Annotated in this window: 21 protein-coding genes and 1 pseudogene; 2 read left to right on the top strand and 20 right to left on the bottom strand. The window is 31.7% G+C overall.

All coding sequences use genetic code 11. The features are described 5' to 3' along the window. From C7954_RS05015 to C7954_RS14020, 5 genes and pseudogenes are all read right to left on the bottom strand, one after another. Entirely contained in the window at window positions 1–1,596 is a 1,596-nt protein-coding gene (locus C7954_RS05015) for a sigma-54 interaction domain-containing protein (RefSeq protein ID WP_134058940.1), read from the bottom strand. Window positions 1,597–1,720: 124 nt separating this feature from the next. After that, the gene (nagZ, locus tag C7954_RS05010) at window positions 1,721–2,887 is read right to left on the bottom strand and encodes a beta-N-acetylhexosaminidase (RefSeq protein ID WP_134058937.1); all 1,167 of its coding nucleotides are present in this window, start codon (window positions 2,885–2,887) and stop codon (window positions 1,721–1,723) included. A gap of 15 nt (window positions 2,888–2,902) precedes the next feature. Next, a complete protein-coding gene (locus tag C7954_RS05005; RefSeq protein WP_134058935.1) occupies window positions 2,903–3,757 on the bottom strand; it encodes a MurR/RpiR family transcriptional regulator in 855 nt (284 codons plus the stop codon). Window positions 3,758–3,759: 2 nt separating this feature from the next. Further along, window positions 3,760–4,161 carry a DUF871 domain-containing protein gene (locus C7954_RS14025; protein WP_276330791.1) on the bottom strand — a complete coding sequence of 134 codons (402 nt, stop codon included), beginning with the start codon at window positions 4,159–4,161 and terminating at the stop codon, window positions 3,760–3,762. Next, window positions 4,141–4,566, bottom strand: a pseudogene (locus tag C7954_RS14020) (MupG family TIM beta-alpha barrel fold protein); the annotation flags it as partial. The pseudogene C7954_RS14020 and the gene C7954_RS14025, both read right to left, overlap by 21 nt. 89 nt (window positions 4,567–4,655) lie before the next feature. On the opposite strand from C7954_RS14020, the gene C7954_RS04995 reads away from it, so the two are divergent. Continuing rightward, window positions 4,656–5,477: a DUF1670 domain-containing protein gene (locus tag C7954_RS04995; RefSeq protein WP_134058929.1), complete on the top strand. Its 822-nt coding sequence runs from the start codon at window positions 4,656–4,658 to the stop codon at window positions 5,475–5,477. Then, window positions 5,474–6,247, top strand: a complete 774-nt coding sequence (locus C7954_RS04990; protein WP_134058926.1) for a DUF1670 domain-containing protein — start codon at window positions 5,474–5,476, stop codon at window positions 6,245–6,247. The genes C7954_RS04995 and C7954_RS04990 overlap by 4 nt, the downstream gene beginning before the upstream one ends. A gap of 17 nt (window positions 6,248–6,264) precedes the next feature. Here the strand turns inward: C7954_RS04990 and C7954_RS04985 are convergent, their stop codons facing one another. From C7954_RS04985 to C7954_RS04915, 15 genes are all read right to left on the bottom strand, one after another. Beyond that, the gene (locus tag C7954_RS04985) at window positions 6,265–6,537 is read right to left on the bottom strand and encodes a MupG family TIM beta-alpha barrel fold protein (RefSeq protein ID WP_134058923.1); all 273 of its coding nucleotides are present in this window, start codon (window positions 6,535–6,537) and stop codon (window positions 6,265–6,267) included. Window positions 6,538–6,610: 73 nt separating this feature from the next. After that, window positions 6,611–8,035 (bottom strand): PTS transporter subunit EIIC, encoded by a 1,425-nt coding sequence (locus tag C7954_RS04980; protein WP_134058920.1) that lies wholly within the window; start codon window positions 8,033–8,035, stop codon window positions 6,611–6,613. 111 nt (window positions 8,036–8,146) lie between these two features. Continuing rightward, a complete protein-coding gene (gene murQ, locus C7954_RS04975; protein WP_134058916.1) occupies window positions 8,147–9,052 on the bottom strand; it encodes an N-acetylmuramic acid 6-phosphate etherase in 906 nt (301 codons plus the stop codon). A gap of 207 nt (window positions 9,053–9,259) precedes the next feature. Continuing rightward, window positions 9,260–12,598: a DUF5107 domain-containing protein gene (locus C7954_RS04970; protein WP_134058913.1), complete on the bottom strand. Its 3,339-nt coding sequence runs from the start codon at window positions 12,596–12,598 to the stop codon at window positions 9,260–9,262. A gap of 31 nt (window positions 12,599–12,629) precedes the next feature. After that, window positions 12,630–13,562 carry a DUF5107 domain-containing protein gene (locus C7954_RS04965; protein ID WP_134058911.1) on the bottom strand — a complete coding sequence of 311 codons (933 nt, stop codon included), beginning with the start codon at window positions 13,560–13,562 and terminating at the stop codon, window positions 12,630–12,632. Window positions 13,563–13,583: 21 nt separating this feature from the next. Next, the gene (gene araH / locus C7954_RS04960) at window positions 13,584–14,534 is read right to left on the bottom strand and encodes an L-arabinose ABC transporter permease AraH (protein ID WP_134058908.1); all 951 of its coding nucleotides are present in this window, start codon (window positions 14,532–14,534) and stop codon (window positions 13,584–13,586) included. A gap of 24 nt (window positions 14,535–14,558) precedes the next feature. Beyond that, window positions 14,559–16,049 (bottom strand): L-arabinose ABC transporter ATP-binding protein AraG, encoded by a 1,491-nt coding sequence (araG, locus tag C7954_RS04955; RefSeq protein WP_134058905.1) that lies wholly within the window; start codon window positions 16,047–16,049, stop codon window positions 14,559–14,561. A 69-nt stretch (window positions 16,050–16,118) separates the two neighbouring features. Continuing rightward, window positions 16,119–17,084 carry an arabinose ABC transporter substrate-binding protein gene (locus tag C7954_RS04950; protein ID WP_134058902.1) on the bottom strand — a complete coding sequence of 322 codons (966 nt, stop codon included), beginning with the start codon at window positions 17,082–17,084 and terminating at the stop codon, window positions 16,119–16,121. Window positions 17,085–17,352: 268 nt separating this feature from the next. After that, the gene (locus C7954_RS04945) at window positions 17,353–17,937 is read right to left on the bottom strand and encodes an ANTAR domain-containing response regulator (protein WP_134058899.1); all 585 of its coding nucleotides are present in this window, start codon (window positions 17,935–17,937) and stop codon (window positions 17,353–17,355) included. 19 nt (window positions 17,938–17,956) lie between these two features. Continuing rightward, entirely contained in the window at window positions 17,957–19,798 is a 1,842-nt protein-coding gene (locus C7954_RS04940) for an ATP-binding cassette domain-containing protein (RefSeq protein WP_134058896.1), read from the bottom strand. Between the two features lie 37 nt (window positions 19,799–19,835). Further along, entirely contained in the window at window positions 19,836–20,996 is a 1,161-nt protein-coding gene (locus C7954_RS04935; protein ID WP_134058893.1) for a galactokinase, read from the bottom strand. A 121-nt stretch (window positions 20,997–21,117) separates the two neighbouring features. Further along, the gene (gene galE / locus C7954_RS04930; protein ID WP_073159992.1) at window positions 21,118–22,098 is read right to left on the bottom strand and encodes a UDP-glucose 4-epimerase GalE; all 981 of its coding nucleotides are present in this window, start codon (window positions 22,096–22,098) and stop codon (window positions 21,118–21,120) included. A 53-nt stretch (window positions 22,099–22,151) separates the two neighbouring features. Next, window positions 22,152–23,276: an ROK family transcriptional regulator gene (locus C7954_RS04925; RefSeq protein ID WP_243833643.1), complete on the bottom strand. Its 1,125-nt coding sequence runs from the start codon at window positions 23,274–23,276 to the stop codon at window positions 22,152–22,154. A 152-nt stretch (window positions 23,277–23,428) separates the two neighbouring features. Then, window positions 23,429–24,700: a transposase gene (locus C7954_RS04920; RefSeq protein ID WP_134058888.1), complete on the bottom strand. Its 1,272-nt coding sequence runs from the start codon at window positions 24,698–24,700 to the stop codon at window positions 23,429–23,431. Between the two features lie 200 nt (window positions 24,701–24,900). After that, the gene (locus C7954_RS04915) at window positions 24,901–25,482 is read right to left on the bottom strand and encodes an MFS transporter (protein WP_208320672.1); all 582 of its coding nucleotides are present in this window, start codon (window positions 25,480–25,482) and stop codon (window positions 24,901–24,903) included. Window positions 25,483–25,645 lie beyond the last annotated feature (163 nt).

Here is a 25,645-nt window from a genome sequence, read left to right as displayed (position 1 = left end):
TCACTTCCTTTCTATATTATATTTATTTAATTTATTATATAAAGTAGCCCGACTGATATTTAATATCTCTGCAGCCTTTGATATATTATAATTACTTTTTTCTAAAGCATTAATAACTGCAGTTTTTTCAGCAGCTTCCAAACTCATTAAATCTAGTTTTTTTTCTTTAGTATTTTGTGAGTTTATTAATTCTCGCGGCAGATGTTTTGGTTTAATTACCTCATCATCTAAAGCAAAAGTTATAATTCCTTCAATCATATTTTCTAGTTCTCTAACATTTCCAGGCCAGTTATATTCTAAAAAATATTTTTTGCTTATTTTTGCAACCTTTTTAACTGGAATCCCAAATTTTTGACAGTGAATTTTTATAAAATTATTTACTAAAAGCATTATGTCATCTCTTCTATCTTTTAAGTTTGGGATGGGAATTCTAATAACATTGAGTCGATAATATAAATCCTCTCTAAATTCTCCTTTTTTGACTTTATCAATTAACTTTGACTTTGTTGCAGTTATTATTCTGACATCTATTGGCAGTGCATGTGTACCACCAATTCTTGTTACTTCTCGTTCCTGAATTACCCGCAGTAAATTCTGCTGAGCAGAAAGTGTCATCTCTTCTATCTCATCTAAAAATATTGTACCTCCATTTGCTAATTCAAATTTACCTGGGCGTCCACCTCTTCGAGCTCCGGTAAAGGCACCTTCTTCATATCCAAAAAACTCGCTTTCCACCAAATCTTTGGGGACAGCTCCTACATTCACTGCCACAAAAGGACTGTTTTTACGGTGATTATAGTTGTGAATTGCCTGGGCAAACATTTCTTTACCTGTACCGCTTTCTCCGGCCAGCATTACTGTTGAATCATTTCTAGCTGCAATTTGGGCCACTTCAATTGCTTTTTTCATATTTTTAGAATTTGTTATGATATCAGCAAAAGAATATCGGGCTTTGGATCCTGTTTTAGGAGCTGATTTGTCATTCTTACTTTTTAAAATTTTATCAGCAGGTATTTTATCTGTTAAAGTAAAGGCAAATAATTTAATAATCATTTCTAACAAATTATTATCCAATTCAGCTGTATAAAAAGCAGCTATACAGCCCTTTAAGTTGTTGTATTGGTCTAAAATTGGATAAGCTGTTGAATTATAGGCTGTTAGATATTTAAAATAATGTTCTTCAGCTTTAACAGTAGCCGGTTGATTAGAATAAAGGGTTAAACCAGCTGCATTTGTCCCCAAATAAAACTCACTAAAATTTTCACCTTTTTTTAAGTTTACAAACTCATTAAGATGATTTTTAGCAGAGAGAACATAACCTTCTTTATCTGTTATAAAAAAAACTGCAGAAATCTCACCAATGTTTTCTCTAAACTCTGAAAATATTCTATCAAATTTATCGTTAAAATCTTTATTTTTGCTTATTCTTAGTTCTATTTCATTTCTATTTAATAAAACTTTGTTTTTAAAGTTATTAGTTTTTAAACCATAGTTACTGCTTCTATTCCACGATTCTTTAATAACTTCTCTCAGAGGAGTATATTTTCGATCAATATTTGTGATTAGACTTTGAAGATCTGAATTATCTGCTGTCATCTAATCCTCCTTTCCTACATATATTTGAATTATGCTATCTATATAATTCTCTAAATATAATTTTTATCCTTCTTAAAAAGAAAAAACTTCGCAAATAATTGAAGTTTTAAGGCAAAATTGATTTTCATATGGATTCACTTAGTCTTTTCACTTTGAGTTTGAGTATTCTCTTAACAGATTCCTTAATTCTTTTTTTTGTAATTTCTCCATTTTTAACAGCTGCAGTTACTGCTGCTAATGCTTCTTTTTGCAGATCATAGCTGTGAGAAATTAAAACAATGTCACTGCCAGCTTTTATTGATCTAACTGCTCCCTGAACTGTACCAAAGTTTTTTGTAATTGCCCCCATTTCCATATCATCAGTGATAATTAAGCCCCTGAAGTCTAATTCTTCTCGTAATAGATCAGTCAAAACTGCTTTAGATAAAGTTGCCGGAATTCCAGCTTCAGTTTCAATAGCGGGAAAATATATATGAGCAGCCATTATTACTTCCACTCCGACTTCTATTGCTTTTTTAAACGGGTATAATTCTACCGCATCAAGTCGGGCTCGAGAGTGATTGATTACTGGAAGAGCAGTGTGAGAATCAGTTACAGTATCACCATGACCAGGAAAGTGTTTCGCAGCTGCTATAATTCCTTCAGATTGGAGTCCTTTAATATAAGCTGCTCCCATTTTGGCAACAAGTTCTGGTTCTGCTCCAAATGATCGCTCTCCAATCACCGGATTATTTGGATTATTATTTACATCCAGTACTGGCGCCAAATTAAGATTTACTCCTACACCTTTTAATTCCCTGGCAGTTACTGCAGCAGTTTTTCTTGTTCTTTCTTGATTACCAGCAGCTCCTAAAATTTGATTAGCCGGAAAATAACTTAAATCTTTAATTCTCCTTACTTTACCACCTTCCTGATCTACAGCTATAAAAAGTGGTATCCCGGCACCATTGTTTAAGGCCAGCTCCTGTAAATCTTTAGATAATTTTTGCAGCTGCTCTAAATTTTCTATATTTCTAGTAAAATAAATTACTCCTCCTACGTGATAATTTTCAAGTAAATCTTTAATTTGTGAATCAATAGTTTGAGAATGAAATCCTACTAGAAAAAGCTGGCCCACTTGTTCTGCTAAAGTCATATTTTCTAGTTTATAGTCTATTAAATAATCTGCACCTGAATTAAAAAATGTAATTAAGTTAAAAGTTTTAGAGGGAGACTCTGCTCCAATAAAAGCAGAACATGAAAGAACCATTAGTATGACTAAGATAGTTAAAAATATAGTTTTTGGCATCATTAATCAGATCCTCTGTTAGTCAATTTTAAATTGTTCTACACTTTCTCGGGTGTTTTTTAAATAATTACTAATCTTGCTGAAATCATTTTTAGCAAAGGCCACAAATAAAATATCAACCGCTGTCAACTGTGCGATTCTTGAAGTTATAGCACCAAGTCTTAAGTTCTTTTCGCTACCAGCTACCTGCAGTTTTATATCAGCAATTCTATTTAAAGGATTATCTCCGTATTTGCTGATAGCAATTGTTTCTGCACCTCTTTTTTTAGCAGTTTTCAAAGCCTCATAAACTTCTAAACTCTGACCACTATAAGAAATCGCTATTGCTAAATCTGTATTTTCCATATTGGCAGCTGAAGATAGTTGGGCATGTGTATCTGAATAGTAAATAACTGTCTTTTTTATCCTCATTAACTTATATTCTAAATCCTTTGCCACCAGTCCTGATGCTCCAATACCAAAAATATAAATATTGTCTGCTTTTTCAACTGCAGCTACTGCCCTTTTTAGTTCATCTACTGATAATAGCTTAATAGTATTTTCAATAACTTTAATATTATCATAGGCGAGTTTATCCATTATCTCTTCAATCTCATCGTCAACAGCTATATCATCATAAATTTTTGTCCTGCTTTGGTTATCATAATCCTGGATATCTTTAATTAAAGATATCTTGAAATCTTGATAGCCTTCGTACTTTAATTTTTTACAAAACCTAACTACTGATGCAGGACTGCTGTCAGCCGCCTGAGCAAGTTCTTTAACCGATAAATTGCTGATTTCCATTTTATGATCTAAAATATAATTCGCTATCTTTTCTTCTGTTGTGGTGAAATCATTAAACATTTCTTTTATTTTCAAAATAACCTTCATTATTAATCACCTTTTATTTTAAATTTAAATTTCTCTCCTTCTTTTATTTTTTCAATAAGCACTGCTGCTTTTCCTGCATCAGCCACAACATTTATTCTTTTATCAGCAGGATAGTCTTTTTTTAAAATATGAAGATCACCTTCATATCTCTGATATTTATAGTTATCATTTGTTACTGCATATTTAAATCTTTCACTAGTATTTTCAGCTTTTATTTTATTTTTTTTATTTTTTCTGGCGGTTTCAGAACGAACAATATATTCTCCGGGATCCTGTCGATTCTGATGTGTTAATTTTAATAACTTCTTTTCTACAGGAAGCAGCTCCTTAACAATTTCGATTGGAATAATCGTTATTTCATTATTTACAGCAGAAAAATCTTCTAATTCCTTTGAAGACGCCATACTATCTCCAATATATACTTTATCAATTCCAAGTTTAAATAAATCTTGGGCAGCAACCAAGGGAGATAAATATCTGTGTTTTTCTAAAGTTGGCAGGCCTGCTTTTATTGGTGCTCTTTTTTTATATTCAGCAGGAACAAAAGCAGATATTTTTAAATTATATTTTTTTAATAAGCTATTTTTTCTGATTAATAATTCTTCTGCTAAACCTGTTTCTTCTCGGGGATAATAATTATGAGATACTTCAATATTTTTTAAATCAGCACCATTAGCCGTTATTGATTTTAAGTCTGCTTCAGTTAAAGTACTGGCATTGAGATTCAGTTTGAACTTATTATTCTGACTTAATTCAGCAATTTCTTGATTTGCAAAACCAAAATCAAGCCGCAATTGATCAATTTTATATTTATTTAAATAAGGACATTTGTCCGCCCCTAATCAAGTTCGACTAACAAAAGAGTTTGATATAAGATATAGTTAAGGGGGGACAATCAATGCCTAAAACTGAACTTGATCGTGTAAAAGTTAAAACTTTAGATAGTCAATTTGAATACATTCTTAAAGAACTATTTGAATATTCACCGCGTGAAGCAAAAGCAATTGTAGAAGCTGCTAATGAAGTTTACCAACTTAAACATTATGATCCATCATATCATGAAAGTAAAGATAAAATAGTTAAGACTGTAATCTCTAAGAAAGCAAAACACGGTCCAGTTCTAGAAGATTTACCAAAGGTTCAGGTAACCCTGACTAAATCAATAACCAAAGAGGATAAAAAACTCTTTAGAATAGAGAATAAATCAGCTCTCAGAAGAGTTAAAATACTGAGAATGACAGAAGAATCACTCGATCAGAGTGGTCTTTTAACCCAGGAAGATCTGGCTGATATTCTGCAGGTATCCCCCAGAACTATCAGACGTGATATCAAAAAACTTAAAGATCAGGATCTTAATGTCCCAACCCGAGGTACATATCAGGATATAGGACCCGGAGTATCTCATAAAACTAAGATAATCAAACTGTATCTTGAATATAATACCTACTCTGAAATACAGAGGAAAACCAGGCATTCTCCTGGAGCAATTAAGCGATATATCAATGATTTTGGTCGTGTATTGCTGGCAATAAAGAATAAGCTTTCAATTAAAGAAACAGCTCATATAGTTGGTATTTCAGAAAGACTGGTTAAAGAATATACCGAACTGTATTTTAAATATAACAGCTCTGAATATAAAGAGCGTATTGCTGATATAGTTAACATAGCTGAGAAAAAAGCTTCAGTAAAAACTGAGGCAAAAAAGGGGGTCATCAAATGAGACAGGACCCTTTTGCTAACCTGGATAAAAAGACATTCAGGCAGGCTATCATTGAACTTTTAGAGAGTGAATATAAACTACTTGGCAGCCATAAAATACTGGAACTAATAGCTGATGATATAGTAGAACTGGAGTATAAATATCATCCCCGTAAAAAGACCAATCAATTTGGCAGTTTAAGCTGGGTTGCTACTTCCGAGCAAAACAGTAAGCCAAAACTGGGTCAAAAACGTGAAGAATATAAACAGGAAGTTATTGAACTTCCCTATGTTACCGAGGAAGATATAGAACTTAAAAGACAGAATGTATCCAAAACAGAACATGATATGATCCGTATTGCCAGACTGACCAAAGCAGCTAAAAAACAGGGTGCTATGTTAACTGTTGAGGAACTGGCAGCAATAATGAACCGTTCTACAGTAACGATTTCAAAGCGTATTGGTGAATACCATAATAGTCATGATGATGTGTTACCTCTTAAAGGTTATATACTGGATATGGGTCGTGGAACCACTCACAAAAAAGCAATAATAGAGCTTTATGAGCAAAAGGTTCAGCCACCTGATATAGCCAGAAAAACAAATCATTCATTAAATGCTGTTGATAGATATATCAAGGACTATGAACGCGTTAAATTCCTTATCAGATGCGGTATAAGCACAACCCAGATCAAACATATGACAGGCCGAGGAGCTTCTGTTATCAAACAATACAGGAAGCTGATAGAAAAATATCATCCTGAATATTTTGATTCTGATAACAATAAATAATAGATCAATTTGAAATACTAAGAATCAGGAAGAATAGGACCGGACAAATGTCCTAAATGTAAATTTAGTTTTTCGAAATATTTTTTAGAAATATCTGCTGTAAGATTAAAGTCCAACTTGTTAATTTTTAAAATTAATTCTTTAATTTCTTCAAAAAAGCTTTCATTAGTCTCCGGTATATGGAGGGATAAAAAAACATTTTTTATTCCTAATTTTTTTGCTTTTTCTAAATAACGAAAATTATCTTCTAAACTTATATCTAAACCTGCATAAACTGAGATACCTAACATAATATTAACTCCTTTTTTAGAATTTGAATACAAAGGCTCCCCTAGTTTATTAGAGGAGCCATCAAAAAAATTACTATTCTAATTGAGCAACTTCTTCATCTTTGATAAAGAAGTGTGTAACCACAAATCCACCTATATATGCAATAACAAGTCCCATGAAATAGCTGAGCATTGAGCCCGGCTGCATCAATGGAATAGCTGTAATTCCAGAAGGACCCCAGGCACCTGCCATCACATTTTGCAGCATAACAAAAGCACCACCGAATCCTGCACCTAAGCCAGCTGTTATAAATGGTTTACCAAGTGGCAAAGTAACACCATAAATTAAGGGTTCACCAATTCCTAAAATACCGGCAGGCAGAGCCCCAGATATAATCTGTTTTAGTTTCATATTATCGGTCTTTTTAGCTTTGAGATAGATTGCTATTGCAGCACCAACCTGTCCTGCTCCTGCCATTGCTAAAACTGGGAATAAAGAAACTCCACCCATATTTTCCAATTGAATAGCATACAAAGGAATCAAACCGTGATGCAGTCCCAGTAAAACCATTGGTAAAAAGACAGCTGCCAGCACATAACCAGATATTACACTAACAATTGGATTTTCAGAAGCTACCAGCAGAGTTAAGCCTCCAACTAACCAGTCAGAGATAACACCTGACAAAGGCATGATTACAAAGATCATTGCCAAAGCCATAATCAGCATTGTCACTACAGGAGTCACAATTAGGTCTAAAACATCCGGCACAGTTTTTCTAACTCTTTTTTCAATTATTGATAACAAATAAACCCCAACAATTACTCCAATAATTCCACCTTTACCGGTTAATAAAATTGAATTCAATGCTACATCTGGATCATACATTCCAAATATTTTTGAAATCTCGGTGATCTGACTCATTATAGTTAAAGCACCTAACATTCCACCTAAACCTTCTGTAGCACCAAACTGTTTAGCAGCATTGATACCAGTAAAAATTGCTAGATAACCAAGAAATGATCCTCCAAGAAGCGATAATATTAATTGAGCTGAGTTCCAAAAATCACTTATTGCCAAACTACCTGTATTTTGTAAATTAGTTATTAAACCAGCAAAACCATTAAATATACCAGCTGCAATAATAGCTGGAATCAAAGGAATAAATATTTTAACTATAGTTTTTAATCCCTTTTTAAAGCTGCTTTGTTTTTGTCCACCTTTGACAGCTTCTTTATTTTTCTTCCAATCTCCTCCAACTTCTAAATTTGATGAAACATTGTAATCACTTTTAAGTATATCCAGACATTTTTTTGCTTTACCAGGGCCAACAACTATCTGCAGAGTTTCATCTTCAACAACACCCATAACTCCTTCAACAGCTTTTAATTCTTTTATATCAATTTGAGAATTATCTTTTATATCAATTCTTAATCTTGTCATACAGTTTGAAGCTGCTTGAATGTTTTCTTTTCCACCTAAGTTCTGTACAATTTTTTTAACAAGATCTTGATTATTCATTGTACTCCTCTTCATTAATATACTTATAATATTTAAATATAAATTTATAGAAATGTGTTTATTTAATATATTATTAGTTTATTAATTTACTTTTTATTAAAAATTAAATAATTACTTATTATTTTGAATAGCTTCAGCTAAACGTCCCTCATATTTTTCTAATTCTATTCTTGCTTTATCTTTTTCCAAACCACTATTAAGCATCATGATTGCAAGTTTTACATTATAATCAGTTTTTTCTAAATATTCTTCTGCTGTTTTATAACTCACCTCACTTACTTCCATAATCATATTTTTAGCTCTTTCAGCTAATTTATTGTTTTTTACCTGAAGGTCAACCATATAATTCTTATAAACTTTTCCTAATTTAATCATTACAGCTGTACTAAGCATATTCAATACCATTTTTTGAGCAGTACCAGCCTTCATTCTAGTAGAACCAGTTACAACTTCCGGGCCAACAACTGGAGCAATTGAAATATCAGCAACTTCTGCAATTTTTGAATCAGGATTACAGCTTAAAGCAGCAGTTTCAGATCCCAAAGATTTTGCATATTCCAATCCTCCTACTACATAAGGAGTAGTTCCACTTGCAGCAATTCCAACTAAAAAATCTTTCTTACTAAATTTTATATTTTTAAGATGTTTTATTGCTTCTTCTTTGCTATCCTCAGCATTTTCAATTGAGTTTCTAATTGCTTCTTCTCCACCTGCAATTAAACCCTGCACCAACTCATTACTTACACCATAAGTAGGAGGACATTCAGAAGCATCTAAAATTCCCAACCTTCCACTTGTTCCCGCACCCATGTAAATAAGCCTACCACCATTTTTTAAAGCATCTGTAATAGAATCAACAGCTTTTGCAATTTTATTTTTTTCTTTTTCTACTGCGAAAGCCACTTTTTTATCTTCATTATTAATAATTTCTATCATTTCTTGAGTGCTTACTCTGTCAATATTTTTTGAATTCTCGTTTATCGATTCTGTAACTAAATTGTTCAAATTATTTTTCATATTATAACCTCTATTCAAAATATTCATTCATTTCTTAATTATAATTCTAACATTTATGAAATTATATTTCAAGTATTTTTTAAAATTATGAAAAATAATTTCATAAAAGCTAATAAAAATCCCCTTGCTGGAAGATAGATCAATAATTTAATCTACCCACCATAAGGGGATAATTATATAAGGAGTTCGAATTTTTTCTATTTTTAATTAAACAATCAAATATTCTCTTTTTATTCCCTGATGATAGGGAGCTTTTTCTTTAATGTAGTTAAATAAAGATTTAGCTTCTTTGTTTTTGCCTTTAGCTATTAATGATAAGCCCATTAAATATTTGCAGTGAATTTTATTTTTTTCTTCTAAATCGGCATCAAAAACAAGAAAATTCGGTAATGAAACTGCAAAATAATCAATTTCTACTTCATCAAAGAAATGTTTTTCTCCATAATCATAGAGTGCATTAAACTTAGACTTTGCCTCTTTTTCTTCTCCAAGTTCTCTTAATGCAAGCCCCTGATAGAATATCATATGAGCGGGTTGATCATTATAATAAAGGGTATCTGACATATCTTCAGAGCCTGCTGCTGCTTTTTTGAAATACTCCTCTGCTTTATCATTTTGACCAAGTTCTCTATAGACAACAGCTGTATAATAATCAAGATCATTTTCTTTTGCTATTGGAAGTTTTCCTTCACCTAAATTCTTGGGGTAAGTTCTGGCAGCATTAATTAAATCAAGTGCTTTTTGATATTTACCAGATTCTATTTTTTCTTTAGCAAGTTCTAAGTTAGCAAACTTATATTGAGAAGTAACCTTCCCCTCTCCACCTTCCCAGGGATTAAAATTACGTTCAGACAATAGCTTTAATGCGTCTTTATGATTACCAAGATTATTTTCTAAGGTGATATATTCTGTATAGAGATCATCTCTTTCTTTAACAATCTCAAATTTATCATCCAAAAATTCTTTTCTTTTTTGATTTGAATATCCTAATTTTTTATATAGCTGATCTAGTTCAAATAAAACTCTGCTGTCTTTTGGGTTAAGTTTATAGGCTCTTTCTAAAAGTTTTTTGCTTTTTTCTTTTTTTGATAATTTATTGTAATAAGCCAGCGCGAGATTTCGATGTACTGTCGGAAATGAACTATCGATTTCAGCAGATTTTTCCCATAGTTTAACTGCTTTTTGATACTGCTTTTTATCATATAATAAGTTACCGAGATAATAAGGTGCTTTTGAGTCTTGGGGATTTTTATTTATAGCTGACTGCAGCACATTTATTGAAGTTAATTTATTTGGAAAACAATAGTCAGAATTTGCTGCTGCTGCTTTTCTAAAATATTTTTTAGCCTTAGTTTTATTTTTCATTTTTAAATAATAATAAGCTAAATAATAATAAATCATCGGGTATATTGTAAACTCATCATCTTGATTATTTGACAAATAAATTTCTAAAATGTCTACTGCTTCTTGGTATAAAAAGGCATTACCATAATCAACAGCTAATTCTAAAAAGTTATGCTGGTCATTTCTTAAAACCTCTACCATTTCTTGCTTTAATTCTGCTGCAGTTTGACTTTGACCGGTGTTTTCTTTGATAAAATATAGTTCACTTCTAGCAGCAAAATCTAATTTATCAATTTTTAGAGTTTCTTCTGCCAAATTTTCAGCTTTTGTGAACTTCTTCAGTTTTCTTAAAATAGCTGTTTTTAAATTTCTGGATTTAGGACTGTGATAGTTTTTTATTATAGACTTCTCGATATATTCTAAAGCATCTACAATTTCACCTTTTCTATAAGCTAAAGCTGCAAGTTCATAATAACCTCGATCGTGAAATTCACCAGACCAAATTGCTTTATGAAAAGCTGAAAAAGCCTGATCATATTGTTCCTGGTATTTTAAAGATAAGCCTAAATTATAATATGCTTCACTATCATAGGGGTTCGGATTTTTTTCAGTTAACCTCTCAACAGCTCTTCTAAAATGTTTCTCACTTTCAGCAAAAAGCCCTCTTCTCATTAATAATCTTCCATAAGCATTATTAATTCTAATATCATCGCGATCTCTTTTTAATCCTTCTAGATAATATGGATCTGGATCATAAGTAGCATGTCTGTACTGCTCTAAATGAAAAGCTGTTAAATATAGTTCTTCATTTGTTTGTACTGCTTCTGGTTTTTCGGCAGCCTCTGCTGGATCAGGTGTCTTTAATAAACTCTCTGCAGCAGGTGAGTATGATAATAAAAGAGAGCCAGAGCTATCTAATACTTTTAAAGTATAATCTGATTCATTCAATTTTTTATCTATCTTTAACTCCTGGCTGTAGATATCTAGTGGATCTATATTAACTGTTTCGTTTAATATGATTTGATCAGCTTCTTTTAAAATAACTTTCACATCATTGTATTTAGAAGTTGCATAGATAGAAATCTCTGCTTTATCATTTTTAAACTCTAAATTAATCAAGAAATCTTTGCTTGCATTTTTTACCTGTTCCAAACCTTTATAAGGTAAGAAATACTGTTTAAATGTCTTTTCTTCGTGAGGCTGAATCCAGGTAAAATCAGGCTGATTATCTGTATAAACACCTGTCATAAGCTCGATATATTCACCACTACCGTAATCACTTAAATTCTGATACCACCTCTGGCCAAAATCTCCGGTTCCCCAGGTCCACTGTTTTTTGCCGGGAGATATATGATGATTTGCTACATGCAGTATTCCAGCCTCTTCCGAGTAATCATAACCTCCGACAAAATTATAGTCAGAATGGTAGGCCATGTAAGAAGTAGGCACAGGAATATTTTTATATTTAGAAATATCTACCCCAGCAGAATAATCTACTTTATAATATTCTCCTGTTGCAATTGGAAATTTTGAAACATCTCTTTTCCCATGGTCAAAAACCGCATTAACATCCGGCGGAAAAATTGATTTGTAATCTTCATTGACAGCAACAGCTGGATTGGCCCACCAAAGAAATGTCTGTGGAAGTTCAGTTTTGTTATAAAGTTGGCCAATTATTTCTAAATAGGCCTTATCAGGGTAGAGCTTAAAACCAGCCATTCCTTTTGTCCCATACATCCTATCAATTTCACTGACCCAGACAACTGCACTACCATCATCATTGGTTTCATATGAATATTCTGCAGGACTATAAGTTGAAGGACGGTGATGCTGGGGCCAGTTGAACTCAATCCCTCCTGCAATCCAGGGGCCTGTAAGGCCAACTAGAGCTGGTTTAATCACAGGATTATAGTAGACAAAATCGTAGCCATTTGTTTTATCATAAGCCCTCTGAATTCTGCCACCTAATTCTGGTAGAATTTCTATTTTTAAATAATCATTTTCTAAATAAATCATCTTATATTCTTTCATGATTTTATCATCATAAATTTTTTCAGTAACTGGAAGAGGATAAACTTTACCTGAACTCCCCTGATAAACCCTTTTATCTAGAAACATTGGGTTTTTATCAGCATTTCCTACAGGGTATGTTTCAATTTCTACTATTTCCTCCCACACTTTCACACTAGATTTTTCAGACAAGTTTATCATCCTTTCTATAAATTTGCATTATTTATTTGATTATTAAATCTATCGAAAAATTATATTCAGCACCAGGATCAATAATATTAACTTTTTTATTTTTTAAGGCAAGATTAATAGAATCATAATAGCCATCTGTTGGTTCAAAGGCAAAGTTATAATCTCCCATAAATCCGCCTTCGGTCAGCCAGAAGCCAAGATAAGGTAATTTTTCTGCATCATATTTAATTATAAATTTTGCAGCTTGAGCAGGATAATAGGCAGAAATTTTTCCATTATGAATTTCCCCAGAACCATAATATTTTTCTGACAAGATACCGCCTCTATTATTCACTCGATTTAGTTTATATTTATCTCCATATTTATCGTTTGTAATTGGAAAATTATGTTCAGTCCCTTTTTCACCTAAATAATTACTTTCCTGTACATTTATAACTTTCTTTAAATCAAACGGGAAATTCAACTCTAAATTTTCCTCATAATTTAACAGACAATGCAGAGTCCAGATAGCAGGGAAAGCAGTTTTTAAATTATTTTTGATTTTATAATTAAGACTTATCTTATTTTTATGCAGTTCTATTGTTTTATGATAATCATATTTAAAAAATGGACTATGGTAATCTAAAATTATTTTTCCTTCTTTAATCTGATAATCAAACTCTGCTGACCAAATTTCCCCGTGATCAGGATAGACATATTTCTGAGAATTAATTAATAATTTAGATTGATCAACATTTGGAAAACAGTCATCAAAACCGGAACAATCATAAGCTGCAAAGTCAGCTCCAAATTCTGCTTTTTGGTATTTATCTGCTTTATTTTGAAAAATAAATTCAAAATCCTTTTTCTTACTAAAAATAGAAGCTATTTTTGATCCTACTTTTGGAAGAATTATAATTGAAAGATATTCATTTTCAACTTCAACTGCAGCTGTATTTTTAAATTTAAATTCTTTAAATTCCATCTGATAACTCCTTTAAATAGACTACTTACTGCGCTGTTTAAGGATATCTAAGTAAATCGCAATTAATAAAACTGACCCTCTAACAACATACTGATAAAATGTTGCCACATTCAGCAGATTTAAAGCATTAGAGATCATTCCCATAATCAAAACTCCAACAACTACCCCACTCATTGTTGCTATACCACCGTTTAGAGAAACACCACCAAGTACACAGGCAGAGATTACATCAAGCTCCAGTCCCTGAGCTGCATTTGGCTGACCACTTGTCATTCTTGAAGCCAAAATAACACCTGCAAAACCAGCCATAAAACCCTGGGCAGTAAAGATAATAATTTTTGTTAGATCAACATTTATACCAGCAAGTTCAGCAGCTTTGGTATTTCCACCGATAGCTAAGGTGTTTTTACCAAAAACAGTATTATTTAATAAAATACCGAACAAAACAAAAAAGGTTACCATGATTACAATTGGTGTCGGGATACCAAAAATCATACTGTTTCCAAGAGTAAAAAATCCAGCTTGAGAAATACCGACTGCTCTACCATTAGAAAATATAAAAGCCATTCCTCTAAAAATCATCTGAGTTGCAAGAGTTGTGATTAAAGCATTTAATCCTAATTTAGCAATTGAAAATCCATTAATCAGACCAACTAAACCACCAGCTAAAACTCCAACTAAAATTCCAATACCAACATTTCCGGTATTATTGATTATCACGGCTGCAGTAATACCTGAAAATGCTACAGTAGAACTTACAGATAAATCAAAATCTCCACTTGCTAATGCAAACATCATTGTATTAGCAATTAAACCAATTGTTACAACTGAAAGTGCAAGCCCAACCATGTTACGCCAGGTGAAAAAATATGGAACAAAAATTGAGAGTAAAACAAACATAATTAAAAATATCAAAATAATGCTGTAATTAGTATATAAATATTTAATTTTACTTTTTGTAGTATCTGACATGATATAATATCCTCCTATCCATAATTAAGAAACTGGTAATGCCATTGATAATATTTTTTCTTCTGTAAATTCTTCTCGATCTAATATTCCAATTATTTCTCCAGATCTCATAACAACCAGTCTATCGGAAACTCCCATTACCTCTGGTAAATCACTGGAAATAAATAAAATCCCCTTACCTTCTGAAGCTAAATTATACATTATTTTATAAATTTCATATTTTGCCCCAACATCAATTCCACGGGTCGGCTCATCCATTAAAAATACATCAATGTCTTCACTTAACCACCTAGATAAAATTACTTTCTGCTGATTACCACCAGATAAATTTACAGCAAGTTGGTTTCGAGAAGGTGTTTTTATATCTAAATCGTTGATAAACTTATCTGCTGTTTCCTTCTCAGCTTTCTTATCTAAAAAGAAATTATATTTCAAATGATGTCTGCGGCTGCTGACATTTATATTTTCGCTAACAGATCTAATTCCAATTATCCCCTCATCTTTTCGATCTTCAGGTAGTAAGCAAATTTTATTTCTAATAGATTCTTTGGGGCTGTTTAAGGAGACTTCCTGACCCCTAACTTCTATCTTTCCGGCTTCTATATTTTCTAAACCATAGAGCAGTTTAAAGAGTTCAGTTCTACCTGCTCCAACAAGGCCAAAAATCCCAACTACTTCTCCTTCTTGGACAGTTAAATTAATATTTCTTTTAACTCCTTTACCCCTGATATTTTCTATTCTAAATATTTCTTTTCCTTTTACTCTTTCTTCATAGCCATAAATATCATTTAATTCTCTGCCAACCATTTTCTTAACAATTAAATCATGATTAACCTCTTCCATTTTTCTAAATGTCTCGATATGCTTTCCATCTCTAAAAACTGTACAGGTATCACAAATTTCAAATATCTCTTCCATTCTATGTGATACATAAATTATTGCTTTCCCTTCATTTCTAAGCTTTTCTATTATTTCAAATAGATGTTTTATTTCTCTATCTGATAGAGAACTTGTTGGTTCATCAAAAGCAATAATTTTTGCATCCTGCATTAAAGCTTTACCTATCTCTATCATCTGTTTTTGAGCAATAGATAGTTCTTTTACCTTAACTTTAGGATCAAAATCTTCCATCAGCATTTTAATCTGGGCCTCAGCTTTTCTTCTTAATTCTTTGTGGTCGACAAAGCCTTTCTTATTTGGATAATTGCCGATCATTAAATTTTCTGCAACTGTCATATCAGGCACCAAATTTAATTCCTGATAAATGACTGCAATCCCAGCATCTAAGGCATCTTTTGTATTAGAGAAATTCATGCTTTGATTATCAATCAAGATTTCTCCCTGGTTAGGAACTAAAGCCCCACTTAGTGTATGTAGAAGGGTTGATTTACCAGCCCCATTTTCTCCAACCAGCCCATGAATACTACCACTTTTAACTCCAAAAGAAATTTGGTCAAGTGCTTTTACCCCGGGAAAGGTTTTAGTAATATTTTTGAATTCTAAATAATAACTCATAGATTTATCTCCTCTCTAAATAATCTAGAGTAATAGAGGGGAAATAAATCCCCTCTATTGTAAATCAATTTATTCTAGTTCTTCATAATTTTCTCTTGTCATAATTTGACCTGTTGTCCAGGTAACTTTTGGAGGTTCTTCTCCATTTTTGATCCAGTTATACATTAACTCTGTAGTTTCATAACCATGTCTTCTTGCACTAAGTTTAACTGAAGCATAAAATCCGGTGTCTTCTTCTTTCTCAAATTCGTTAATTACAAAATTAGAACCATTAATTCCAATACCAATAACATTGTCTGCACCAAAGCCCTGACCTTCAAGTGCTCTAATTGCTCCAATTACAGAAGAGTCATTACCTCCAGCAACTATCCATTTTTCGAATTCTGGATGTTTTGTTAAAGCAAAGTTAGCTGCATTGAATGATCCTTCGGTATCTAAAGTCTGCATTGGACTTTCAAAAACCTGATCTTCAGGAAATCCATTTTCTAATAAAACATCTGTTGCACCCTGTGTTCTTTCAGTTATTGTTGGAAGCTGATCAAAAGTCATTACTAAATAACCAATTTCTTCGTAGTCCCAGCCTCTTTGGTCCATTTGTTCTACCAAAGTTTCTCCAACTAATTGACCTATGTCATAAGCTGAAATTCCCATATGTGGTACTTCTTCCATTGGTTCTCCATCTGAACCAACAAATCTATCATCAACAGACATAACTTTTAAACCATTCATATCTGCTTTTGCTTTGATTGCTGGACCTAATTTAACATCAGGTGTACAAATAATAAATCCTTGTGCGCCCTGAGAAGCTAAATTATCAATAGCAGATAAAACTTTCTCTCCATCTGTACCACCAATTTTAACTAATTCAAAACCATAGTCATCTGCAGCTTCTTCAGCAAATTTCCATTCGTCTTGGAACCAAGCTTCTTCTGGCTGTTTTACCAAAAATCCAATTTTTACATCCTGAGCTGCTGTAACAGCAACCATACCCAAAATCATAAACAGAGTCAACATTAAAATAATTGTTTTTTTCAAATTTCTCTCCTCCTTAAATTTTTTGGAAATTAAAATGGAATTACAGTTCTAATTTCACCTCCTTCTTAAAATTTTGCTTGAAAAAGACATAAAACCCCCTCTAAACAGCATAACTGTTTAAAGGGGGCCTTCATGACCACAATTTATTCTGCCGACCATCAGCAGAATAATATATACTTTCTTTTAAGTATAACATTAATTTTTGCAAAAATCAAACATTTTGCCATTTTCATAATATTGGTTTTTTATGCCGGAATATTAAACAAAATTATTTAAACTTTTTATCAGCTTCAATTATTTCTTTAGCTATTACTATCATCTTTTTATTAGTATCATTGCTCTTTTTTTGTAAAAATTTCATTGCTTTACTTTCTTTGATACCTTTTCGATCCATAACTATTCCTTTTGCCTTTTCGATAATTTTACGGGCTTCTAAGGCTTTTTGGCTGCTGTCTAATTCTGATAAGACTTTTTGGAATTCTTCAAATCTGGCCCAGGCAATATTGATTGCTGGTTTAATATCATTAACGTCAACTGGTTTGATTAAGTAAGCAAATGCCCCAGATCTAGACGCTCTACTAATTAATTTTTCATCATTATAGCCGGTTACTATTATTGCTGGTACAAACTTTTCTTCATTTATTTTTTCAACTGCCTCTATACCATCCATCTTGGGCATATTAATATCTATAATTATTAAATCCACTTCTTTTTCCAAAGCTAATTTAACGGCTTCTACACCATCATAGGCCTGAGCTATGACCTGATGGCCAAGACTTTCAATATTTGATTTAATACCCATTAAAATAATTGATTCATCTTCTGCTAATATAATATTTAATGATTTTTTCATTAAAATTAATTCACCTCTCTTATTCAGGTATAGTAATTTCTACAATAGTACCAGGTCCTTTTATATTTTTTTTTAAACTTATTTCCCCTTTAAACTGCTGTTTTATAATCGAATATACTATTGAAAGGCCAAGGCTGTCCTGTTCCTCTATCTTAAAATCTTTTTCTATTCCCTTACCATTATCTTTAACAATTAATTTTATTTCATTGTTCTTTTTATAAGATGAAATTTCTATAATTCCAGTGTCTTTATTTTGAAAAGCATGTTCAATACAGTTACTTAATATTTCATTAAAAACTAAAGCAATTGCTGATGCTTTTGCATATGAAATAAAAATATCATCAATTTTAACTTTAAACTCTATTTTGCTGCTGTTTAAGAATTTAATGATCACATCAAATATATCATGCAGATTAATGATACTCCTGCCTAAACTATCTTTTGATAATAAATCATGAACTGCAGCTATACTTTTAATTCTACAGATAATATTAGTTAAAATTTCATCTGTATTTTTAGGATTTTTATTAATAAAATCTTTCTGTAAACTGATTAAGCTTATAATATACTGCAGGTTGTTTTTAATTCTGTGATGGCTCTCCTGCAGAAGTGTTGATCTCCCCATTAATCTTGTATCCTCAATGGCAATAGCTGCCTGCTTAGCTAAAGTGTTAAGGTAGATACTTTCTTTTTTGGAGTAATTATATGATTTCTTATAACTAAATGACAGCTGAATTACTCCACTAACCTGAGATCTAATCAATACGGGAATAATAATCACTGATTTGACATCTCTACTTTTTTTAACGAAAATATCATTAAACTCAGAATCATCAATAGTTGAAAAAAATATTTTTTCATCTTTGGTAATTGCAAATAATTTTTCTTTTTTTATTTCACTTTCCAAACCGCTTTCTTTTTCATATTTAAAAGTGTCAATAAAGGTTTTAGTGTTTTCATCAATTAACTTAATAATACAGTTATCAGCATTGGTGAAATCACTGCTGTATTCAGCTAATAATTTTAAAACATCTTTCAACTCATAATTTGATGTCAAAAATTCAGTTGCCTTAAATACAGTATTTAGTATTTTTTGAGTTTCATCCTCTAATAATGAATTAGATTTTTTATTATAATTCCCAAGCATTAAGTTAAGAATTTTATTCTGATTTAAATTAGCTTCAGATTTTGATAAGGTATCTATAATTGTTCCCATATATAAGACTGATATTCTATCCGCTATTTTTAAAGCATCTTTCCACTGTTTGGTAATATAAATTACTGAGCCTCCATTGGATTTATATTCATAAATATGATCATAGAACTTTTTAATAGAGTCCACACTTAAGCTATCAGTTGGTTCATGCATTATCACAATTTCAGGAGAATTATAGAGAATTTTTGCAATTGAAAGCTGCTTCTTTTCGTCTTTAGATAAACTCGAAACATGATTTTTTAAATCTAAATTTAGATCCATAAATTCTAAAATTTTTACTGCATCTTTTCTTGCTTTAATTTTATTAATAAAAGGAATTAATTTAAATTTAGGATAATTATTTAAACAAATATTATCTGCAATACTTAACTGATCAATTAGTGATGAACTTTTAAATAGAAAATCAACTCCATTATCTCTTAAAACACTAATCTTATTTTCTATTAATTCATTCTTTAAATAAAGACTCCCCTTAACCTCTATTAATCCGGCTAAGGCCCTGCTTAAATGTTTTTTGCCAGAACCCTCAAGGCCGATAACTGCGTGGACTTCTCCTTTTTTTAATTCTAAGTTTAAATTATTCAGCTTAGAATTTTTTTCTCGAGGAGTGCTTAGATTGATAATTTCAAAAACTGGTTCTGACATAATATCACCTCAAATTGATTGAACTAAATAGATTTGTCTAAATTTTTCTAGCACCTGCAGCTGGATTACTGATATAAACTTCAGCATCTATATCGGTTTCTTTCTTGTATTTTTCTTTAATTATTTTAATAAACTGTTCTGTACGGTCTTTTTTGACTAAATTAACAGTACAGCCGCCAAAGCCAGCTCCGGTCATTCGTGCACCGGTTATATTTTCTTCAGCTGCTATCTCAACTAAAATATCTAGTTCCTTACAGCTGACCTCATAATCTTCACTCAAACTCTTGTGGGAAGCATACATCAGCTCACCAAATTTATGCATTTCATCAGACTCTAAAGCTTTTTGGCTTGCCAAAACCCGGTCATTTTCACTAACTACATGGTGGGCTCTTTTATAAACATTTTCTGGAATTTCTTCTTTATATTTTTCTACAGTTTTTAGTTCTACATCTCTCAAAGCTGTTATCTTTTCATTTTCTTTCTTTGCAAAAAATTCAACCGCCTGATTGCACTCATTTCTGCGCTGATTATATTCCGAATCTACCAGACCTCTTTCTACTTTAGAGTTACAAATTACTATCTGATAGTCATCATTCTTAAAGGGAACCAACTGGTAATCATTTGAGCGGCAGTCAATTAAAAGAGCATGGTCTTTTTTGCCGAGGCGAGAAATGTACTGGTCCATAATTCCACACTGGACTCCAACAAAATTATTTTCTGCTCGCTGTGCCAGCAGAGCCATCTCAACTCCATCAATTTTAATTTTATGTAAATCACAAATGGTCATTGCAGTTACTACCTCTAAGGCCGCTGAAGAACTAAGCCCAGAACCCTGAGGGACATTTCCCGTAAACATCAAATTGAATCCCTGCAGCTTTTTACCTAATTTTTGAATTTCATCGACAACACCTAAAAGATAATTTGCCCAGACATTTTCTTGATCATATTCTAAATTATTCAGATCATATTCCACCAACTGATCATAATCAAGAGAATAAAATTTAATTTTTTTGTCAGGTCGCAGTTGAGCCAGCATTGTAATTTCTTTTTCTATTGCCATCGGCATTACAAAGCCATCATTATAATCTGTGTGCTCACCAATTAAGTTAACCCGTCCTGGTGCTGCATAAGCTCCATTTTCTAAATCAAAATCTCTAAAAGTGCTGTCAAATTTATCCCATAACTCCTTTTTATTCATTTTAACACCTCTTTATTAAATTTTATTATAGTCTTCCCCAGCATTTTAATTTTGCTGAGATAATATTATTAATATATTTAATAGGCCCGCTGATTAAAAATTAACTGCTCTATTTATCTGGTTATTCTCCAAATCCTCCTGATTTGTGCCACTGCCAGGCTGTAGATATTATTTTTTCCAATTCTGGAAATTCAGGCTGCCAGTCTAATTCTTTTTGAATTTTTTCTGAACTTGCAATTAAAACTGCTGGATCTCCAGCTCTTCTATCAGAAACCTCAACTTCAAAATCTTTTCCAGTTATTTCTTTTACTGTTTTAATAACTTCTTTAACCGAATACCCTTCACCATTACCTAAGTTATAGACTGCACTTTCCCGACCGGAAGCTAATGCTTCTACTGCCAAAAGATGAGCAGCCGCCAAATCACTAACATGAATATAATCTCTAATACAGCTTCCATCTCTGGTTGAATAGTCATCACCAAAAATATATATTTTATCTCTGATTCCTAAAGCAGTCTGCAGAACAATGGGAATTAAATGTGTTTCAGGATCATGGGCCTCACCAATTTTAGCTTCTGGATCAGCTCCGGCTGCATTAAAATAACGCAATGAAGTATATTTAATTCCATATACATCATCATATCTTCTTAAAGCTTTTTCAAAAAATAATTTACTTTCTCCATAAGTGCTTGTTGGTTCAGTCTTATTATTTTCTTTGATTGGAATTTCATCTGGTTCACCATAAACAGCTGCTGTGGATGAAAAAACAATATTCTTTACTTCATTTTTTACCATTGCTTCTAAAAGATTAATTCCATTAGCAAAATTATTCCTGTAATATTTGCCCGGCTTTTCCATTGATTCTCCAACAAGGCTGTCAGCTGCCAGATGAATCACAGCTTCAATTTCATTTTTCTGCATAATTTCATTTAGTAATTTCTGATCAGCTAAATCTGCTTCTATAAACTTACCCCCGGTTACAGCTTCTTTGTAACCTTTTTGCAAATTATCTAATGTTACCACCTGATGACCCTGATTAAGTAATATTTTTACCACATGACTGCCAATATAACCTGCTCCTCCAGTAACTAAAATATTCATAAACTGCCTCCTAATTTTTGATCAAATTATAACTTGATAATTTTAGAAATATTCTAATTTTTCATTTCAAAAAAATCATTCAATACTTTTTCTGCAGCTCCTACTGCTCCTGCTAAATTTTGATAATAAGCTGTTGTAATATCTAAATTATTAATTACCTGATTTAAAGAATCTTCCTTAATCTTTTTATACAGCTTTGTTAGTAATAGCTCTTCATATTCAGCAAATAGACCGCCTATAATAACGGCTTCTGGATTCAAAATATTTAAAACAACCGAAATTGCTCTTGCAAAATATTTTAAGGCATCATTAATAACCAAATTTGACTCAATCTCTCCTGCCTGATAGGCTATCATAATATCTGAAAAACTAATCTTTACTTCATTATTTTTTAAATTTTGATAACTAGAAATAATACTTTCTTTAGAAGCAAATGACTCTAAACATCCATATTTCCCACAATAACACTTAGGGCCATCATCTGCAATTTTAAGATGACCTAATTCTCCAGCTGCATAGTTATTACCGTAATGAATTTTTGATTTAAAAACCAGAGCTGCACCGATTCCTGAACCAGTATTAATAAAAATAAAATCATCTCTTCCCTGCCAAATTTCTCCGGCAGCCATCATTCTAACATCATTATCAATAAAAATTGGGTAATTATATTTTTCAGCCAAGATACTTTTAATATCAACTTCTCCCCAGTTAAAATGAGGTGTAAAAACCGAATAACCCTTCTCAGGATTTACTAAACCATGAATACCAAAACCTATACCAATAATTTTACTTGAGTCTTCCAGCTTTTTATTGTATTGTTTAATTAAATTAAAACTAACTTCTTTATATTCTTCAAAGCTATTATTATCCATTTGTATCTGATCATCTAAAATAATATCTGCTTTAAAGTTCAGCAAAACTGTTTTAATTGAATCGATTCCCCATTCTATTCCTATAGAATAAGCTCCATCAGCTTTCAAATTCAGCAGCATTGGGCGCCTGCCACCTCTAGACCTTCCAAGATCGGACTCCTGCACCAGCCCATAATTAATTAATTCCTTAACTAAATTGGTTACTGTGGCCCTGGATATTTTAAGTTTTTCAGCAATTTGAGCCCTAGAAATACCACCTTCATCTTTAATCAAGGCTAATATATTTTTTTGATTTCTCTTTTTCATATTTTTAAAACTTCCCTTTTCCATATTGCTCACTCATTTCTTTGTTAATTAAATAAATTAACTAAGTTAATTATAACATTTTATAATTTTTAAGTAAAGAAAGAAAATTATAGAGTTTCCCCAAAATCACAATTAATAACCTTTTGATATCCTTAACATTGCTGCAAACTGAACAGGTTAGGCTGTTGTGATCTTTTAAATTTGATATTTGAATTTAAAAAACTTTTTATTCCTGTGCGGCTCTTTTTTAAAATTTCAAATATACCATCTGCTATAGCGTAATAATCAAAGTTGGGAATATCATATATTCTTTTAGCTAATTTTGATATCCATAAACTCAATTTAGTAGTATTTCTTTTTTCTGAAAGCATAGCAATAAAACCGATTAAAATTGTTAAAATCAAATCCATTGTTCTGATACTATTTAAAGATCTCACCCTAATATTTTCTAAATCAAACTGCTGTTTTTTGAATCTGAAATATTCTTCAACCTTCCAGCGTTTAATATAAACTCGAAGTATTACCTCAGTCAATTTTTTAGATTCAGGTTTTAAATTACTAATCAAAAGCATTGGTTTTTTACCCAGTCCTCTGACTATAACCAGGGTTAATTGCTTGTCTGGAATTACAGGTAACTTTATTTTAGCATAGCTAAATTTAACCTTTTTACTCTTACCATGTTTATCCTTAAAATAAGTAACATATTTACCTTTATAAAGATTGGCTACATCCAGGATATTCATACTTTTATTTTTATAAATAACATTTCTGTTCATCTTAGCTCTAATTACAAATTTACGTTCTGCATTTTCTTTAGTAAATTCTTTAAAGAAAAAATTGTTGTCATACCAGCGGTCAGCAGTATAAATACCTCTGTTACCAAAATGTTTTTTAACAAAATTTAAACCCTTTAATGTTTCTATATTTTGACTTTTAAAATCTTTTTCCAGTGTAGAATAAATATGAGAATAAACCGAAACAGGCATCTCATGTTTACTGGTTAAGGCAGCAACCTCAAAAGTATCATAACCATCTTCAATTTTACCGGTACTGCCGTCTCGTACTCTATCAAGTAACTCAAGTTCTTTACTGGCAGGCTTGACAATATCAGATTTGTCACAGCAAAAGATAGTATCATCATCAATAAAAGATTCAATTGTATTGATATAATTTTCCTTAATTTCATCCTGATTATCAAAATTTTTTAAATTTCTTGACAGGCGATCAATAGTCTTTTTTAACGAAATTTTTTCTTTTAAAGCGCTGGAAATCTCACTTAATAAAACAGTCTGATTTTCTAACAATCCATATAAGACTTGAAAGAAAAATTTGCTTTTAGGTTTAGTTAGATTTTTAGTAATTTTATTTGAAAAAGTTGATAAATTTCGTTTCAATTTATAGATAAGTCTGCTATAATTAATCATAGGTGAAACAACTCCTTTTTGGTTTTTTGTGGTGAATTAATTATACCAAAAATCGGAGCTTGTTTCACCTTTTTTGCGTAATCTGTTGATAACTAATTCTCATCAGTTTTGAAGGAGAATTATCCACAAATTTGCCTGTTGATAACTTTTGATTTGTTTCTAAATAAAAAATAGGGAAACTCTATAGAAAATTCAATTTACTAAGCAGTCTCTTTTTTAGTTATATATTTCAAATAAGATGTTATTAATAGATCTGCTGCCAAAGCAATAACTAAAATAAAAAATCCGGCTCTTATACTGATAAAATCATTAACAAAACCTATAATCCAGCTGGCAAGAACTGTAGAACCAATCATACCTGCAGTTTGGGCAAAGCCAACAACTTTAATTCCACTGCTGTCAAAACTATCTAAGATTGCAGCCTGAGCAGTAGGAACCTGGGGTGCCAGAAAAATTCCTGAAAGTGGTATTAAAATAGTAAAGCTTCTACCGCCAATTAAAGCTGCTGTAATGGACAGAGAAGCAGCACCAGCAGTAAAAATAATAAAATTAAAATATCCTATTTTTTCGACCATAAAACTTGCTAAGAGCCTGCCGATAGTAAAGGTTATAAAAAATAGAGCTATATAAAAACTAATTTCCAAATCAGATCTATCCTCAACATCTTTTAAAAAAGGCGCCAACCAGGTTATAATAGAAAATTCTACCCCTATTTGCAGAAATACAATTAAAGAAAATAAAATTACTTTAATATCTTTGAGCAGCTCTTTAGTGCTCCGCATAGTTTTATTTTTACTTGCTTCAATTTCTGGAACAGCAGCTGTTTTAAATTCAACAAAAATAATAACAACACCACTTTACAACTTTTTATCATGCAGCATCCCTGAATGAAATAAAGCTGTGCAAACAATCCTTTAAATTCCCATAAATTTTGGTATTTTCGAA

It is taken from the genome of Halanaerobium congolense (assembly GCF_004366375.1).
GTDB classification, from domain to species: Bacteria; Bacillota; Halanaerobiia; order Halanaerobiales; family Halanaerobiaceae; genus Halanaerobium; species Halanaerobium congolense.
Note: the sequence above shows the minus strand (reverse complement) of the source record. Positions and strands in the feature narration are given on the sequence as shown.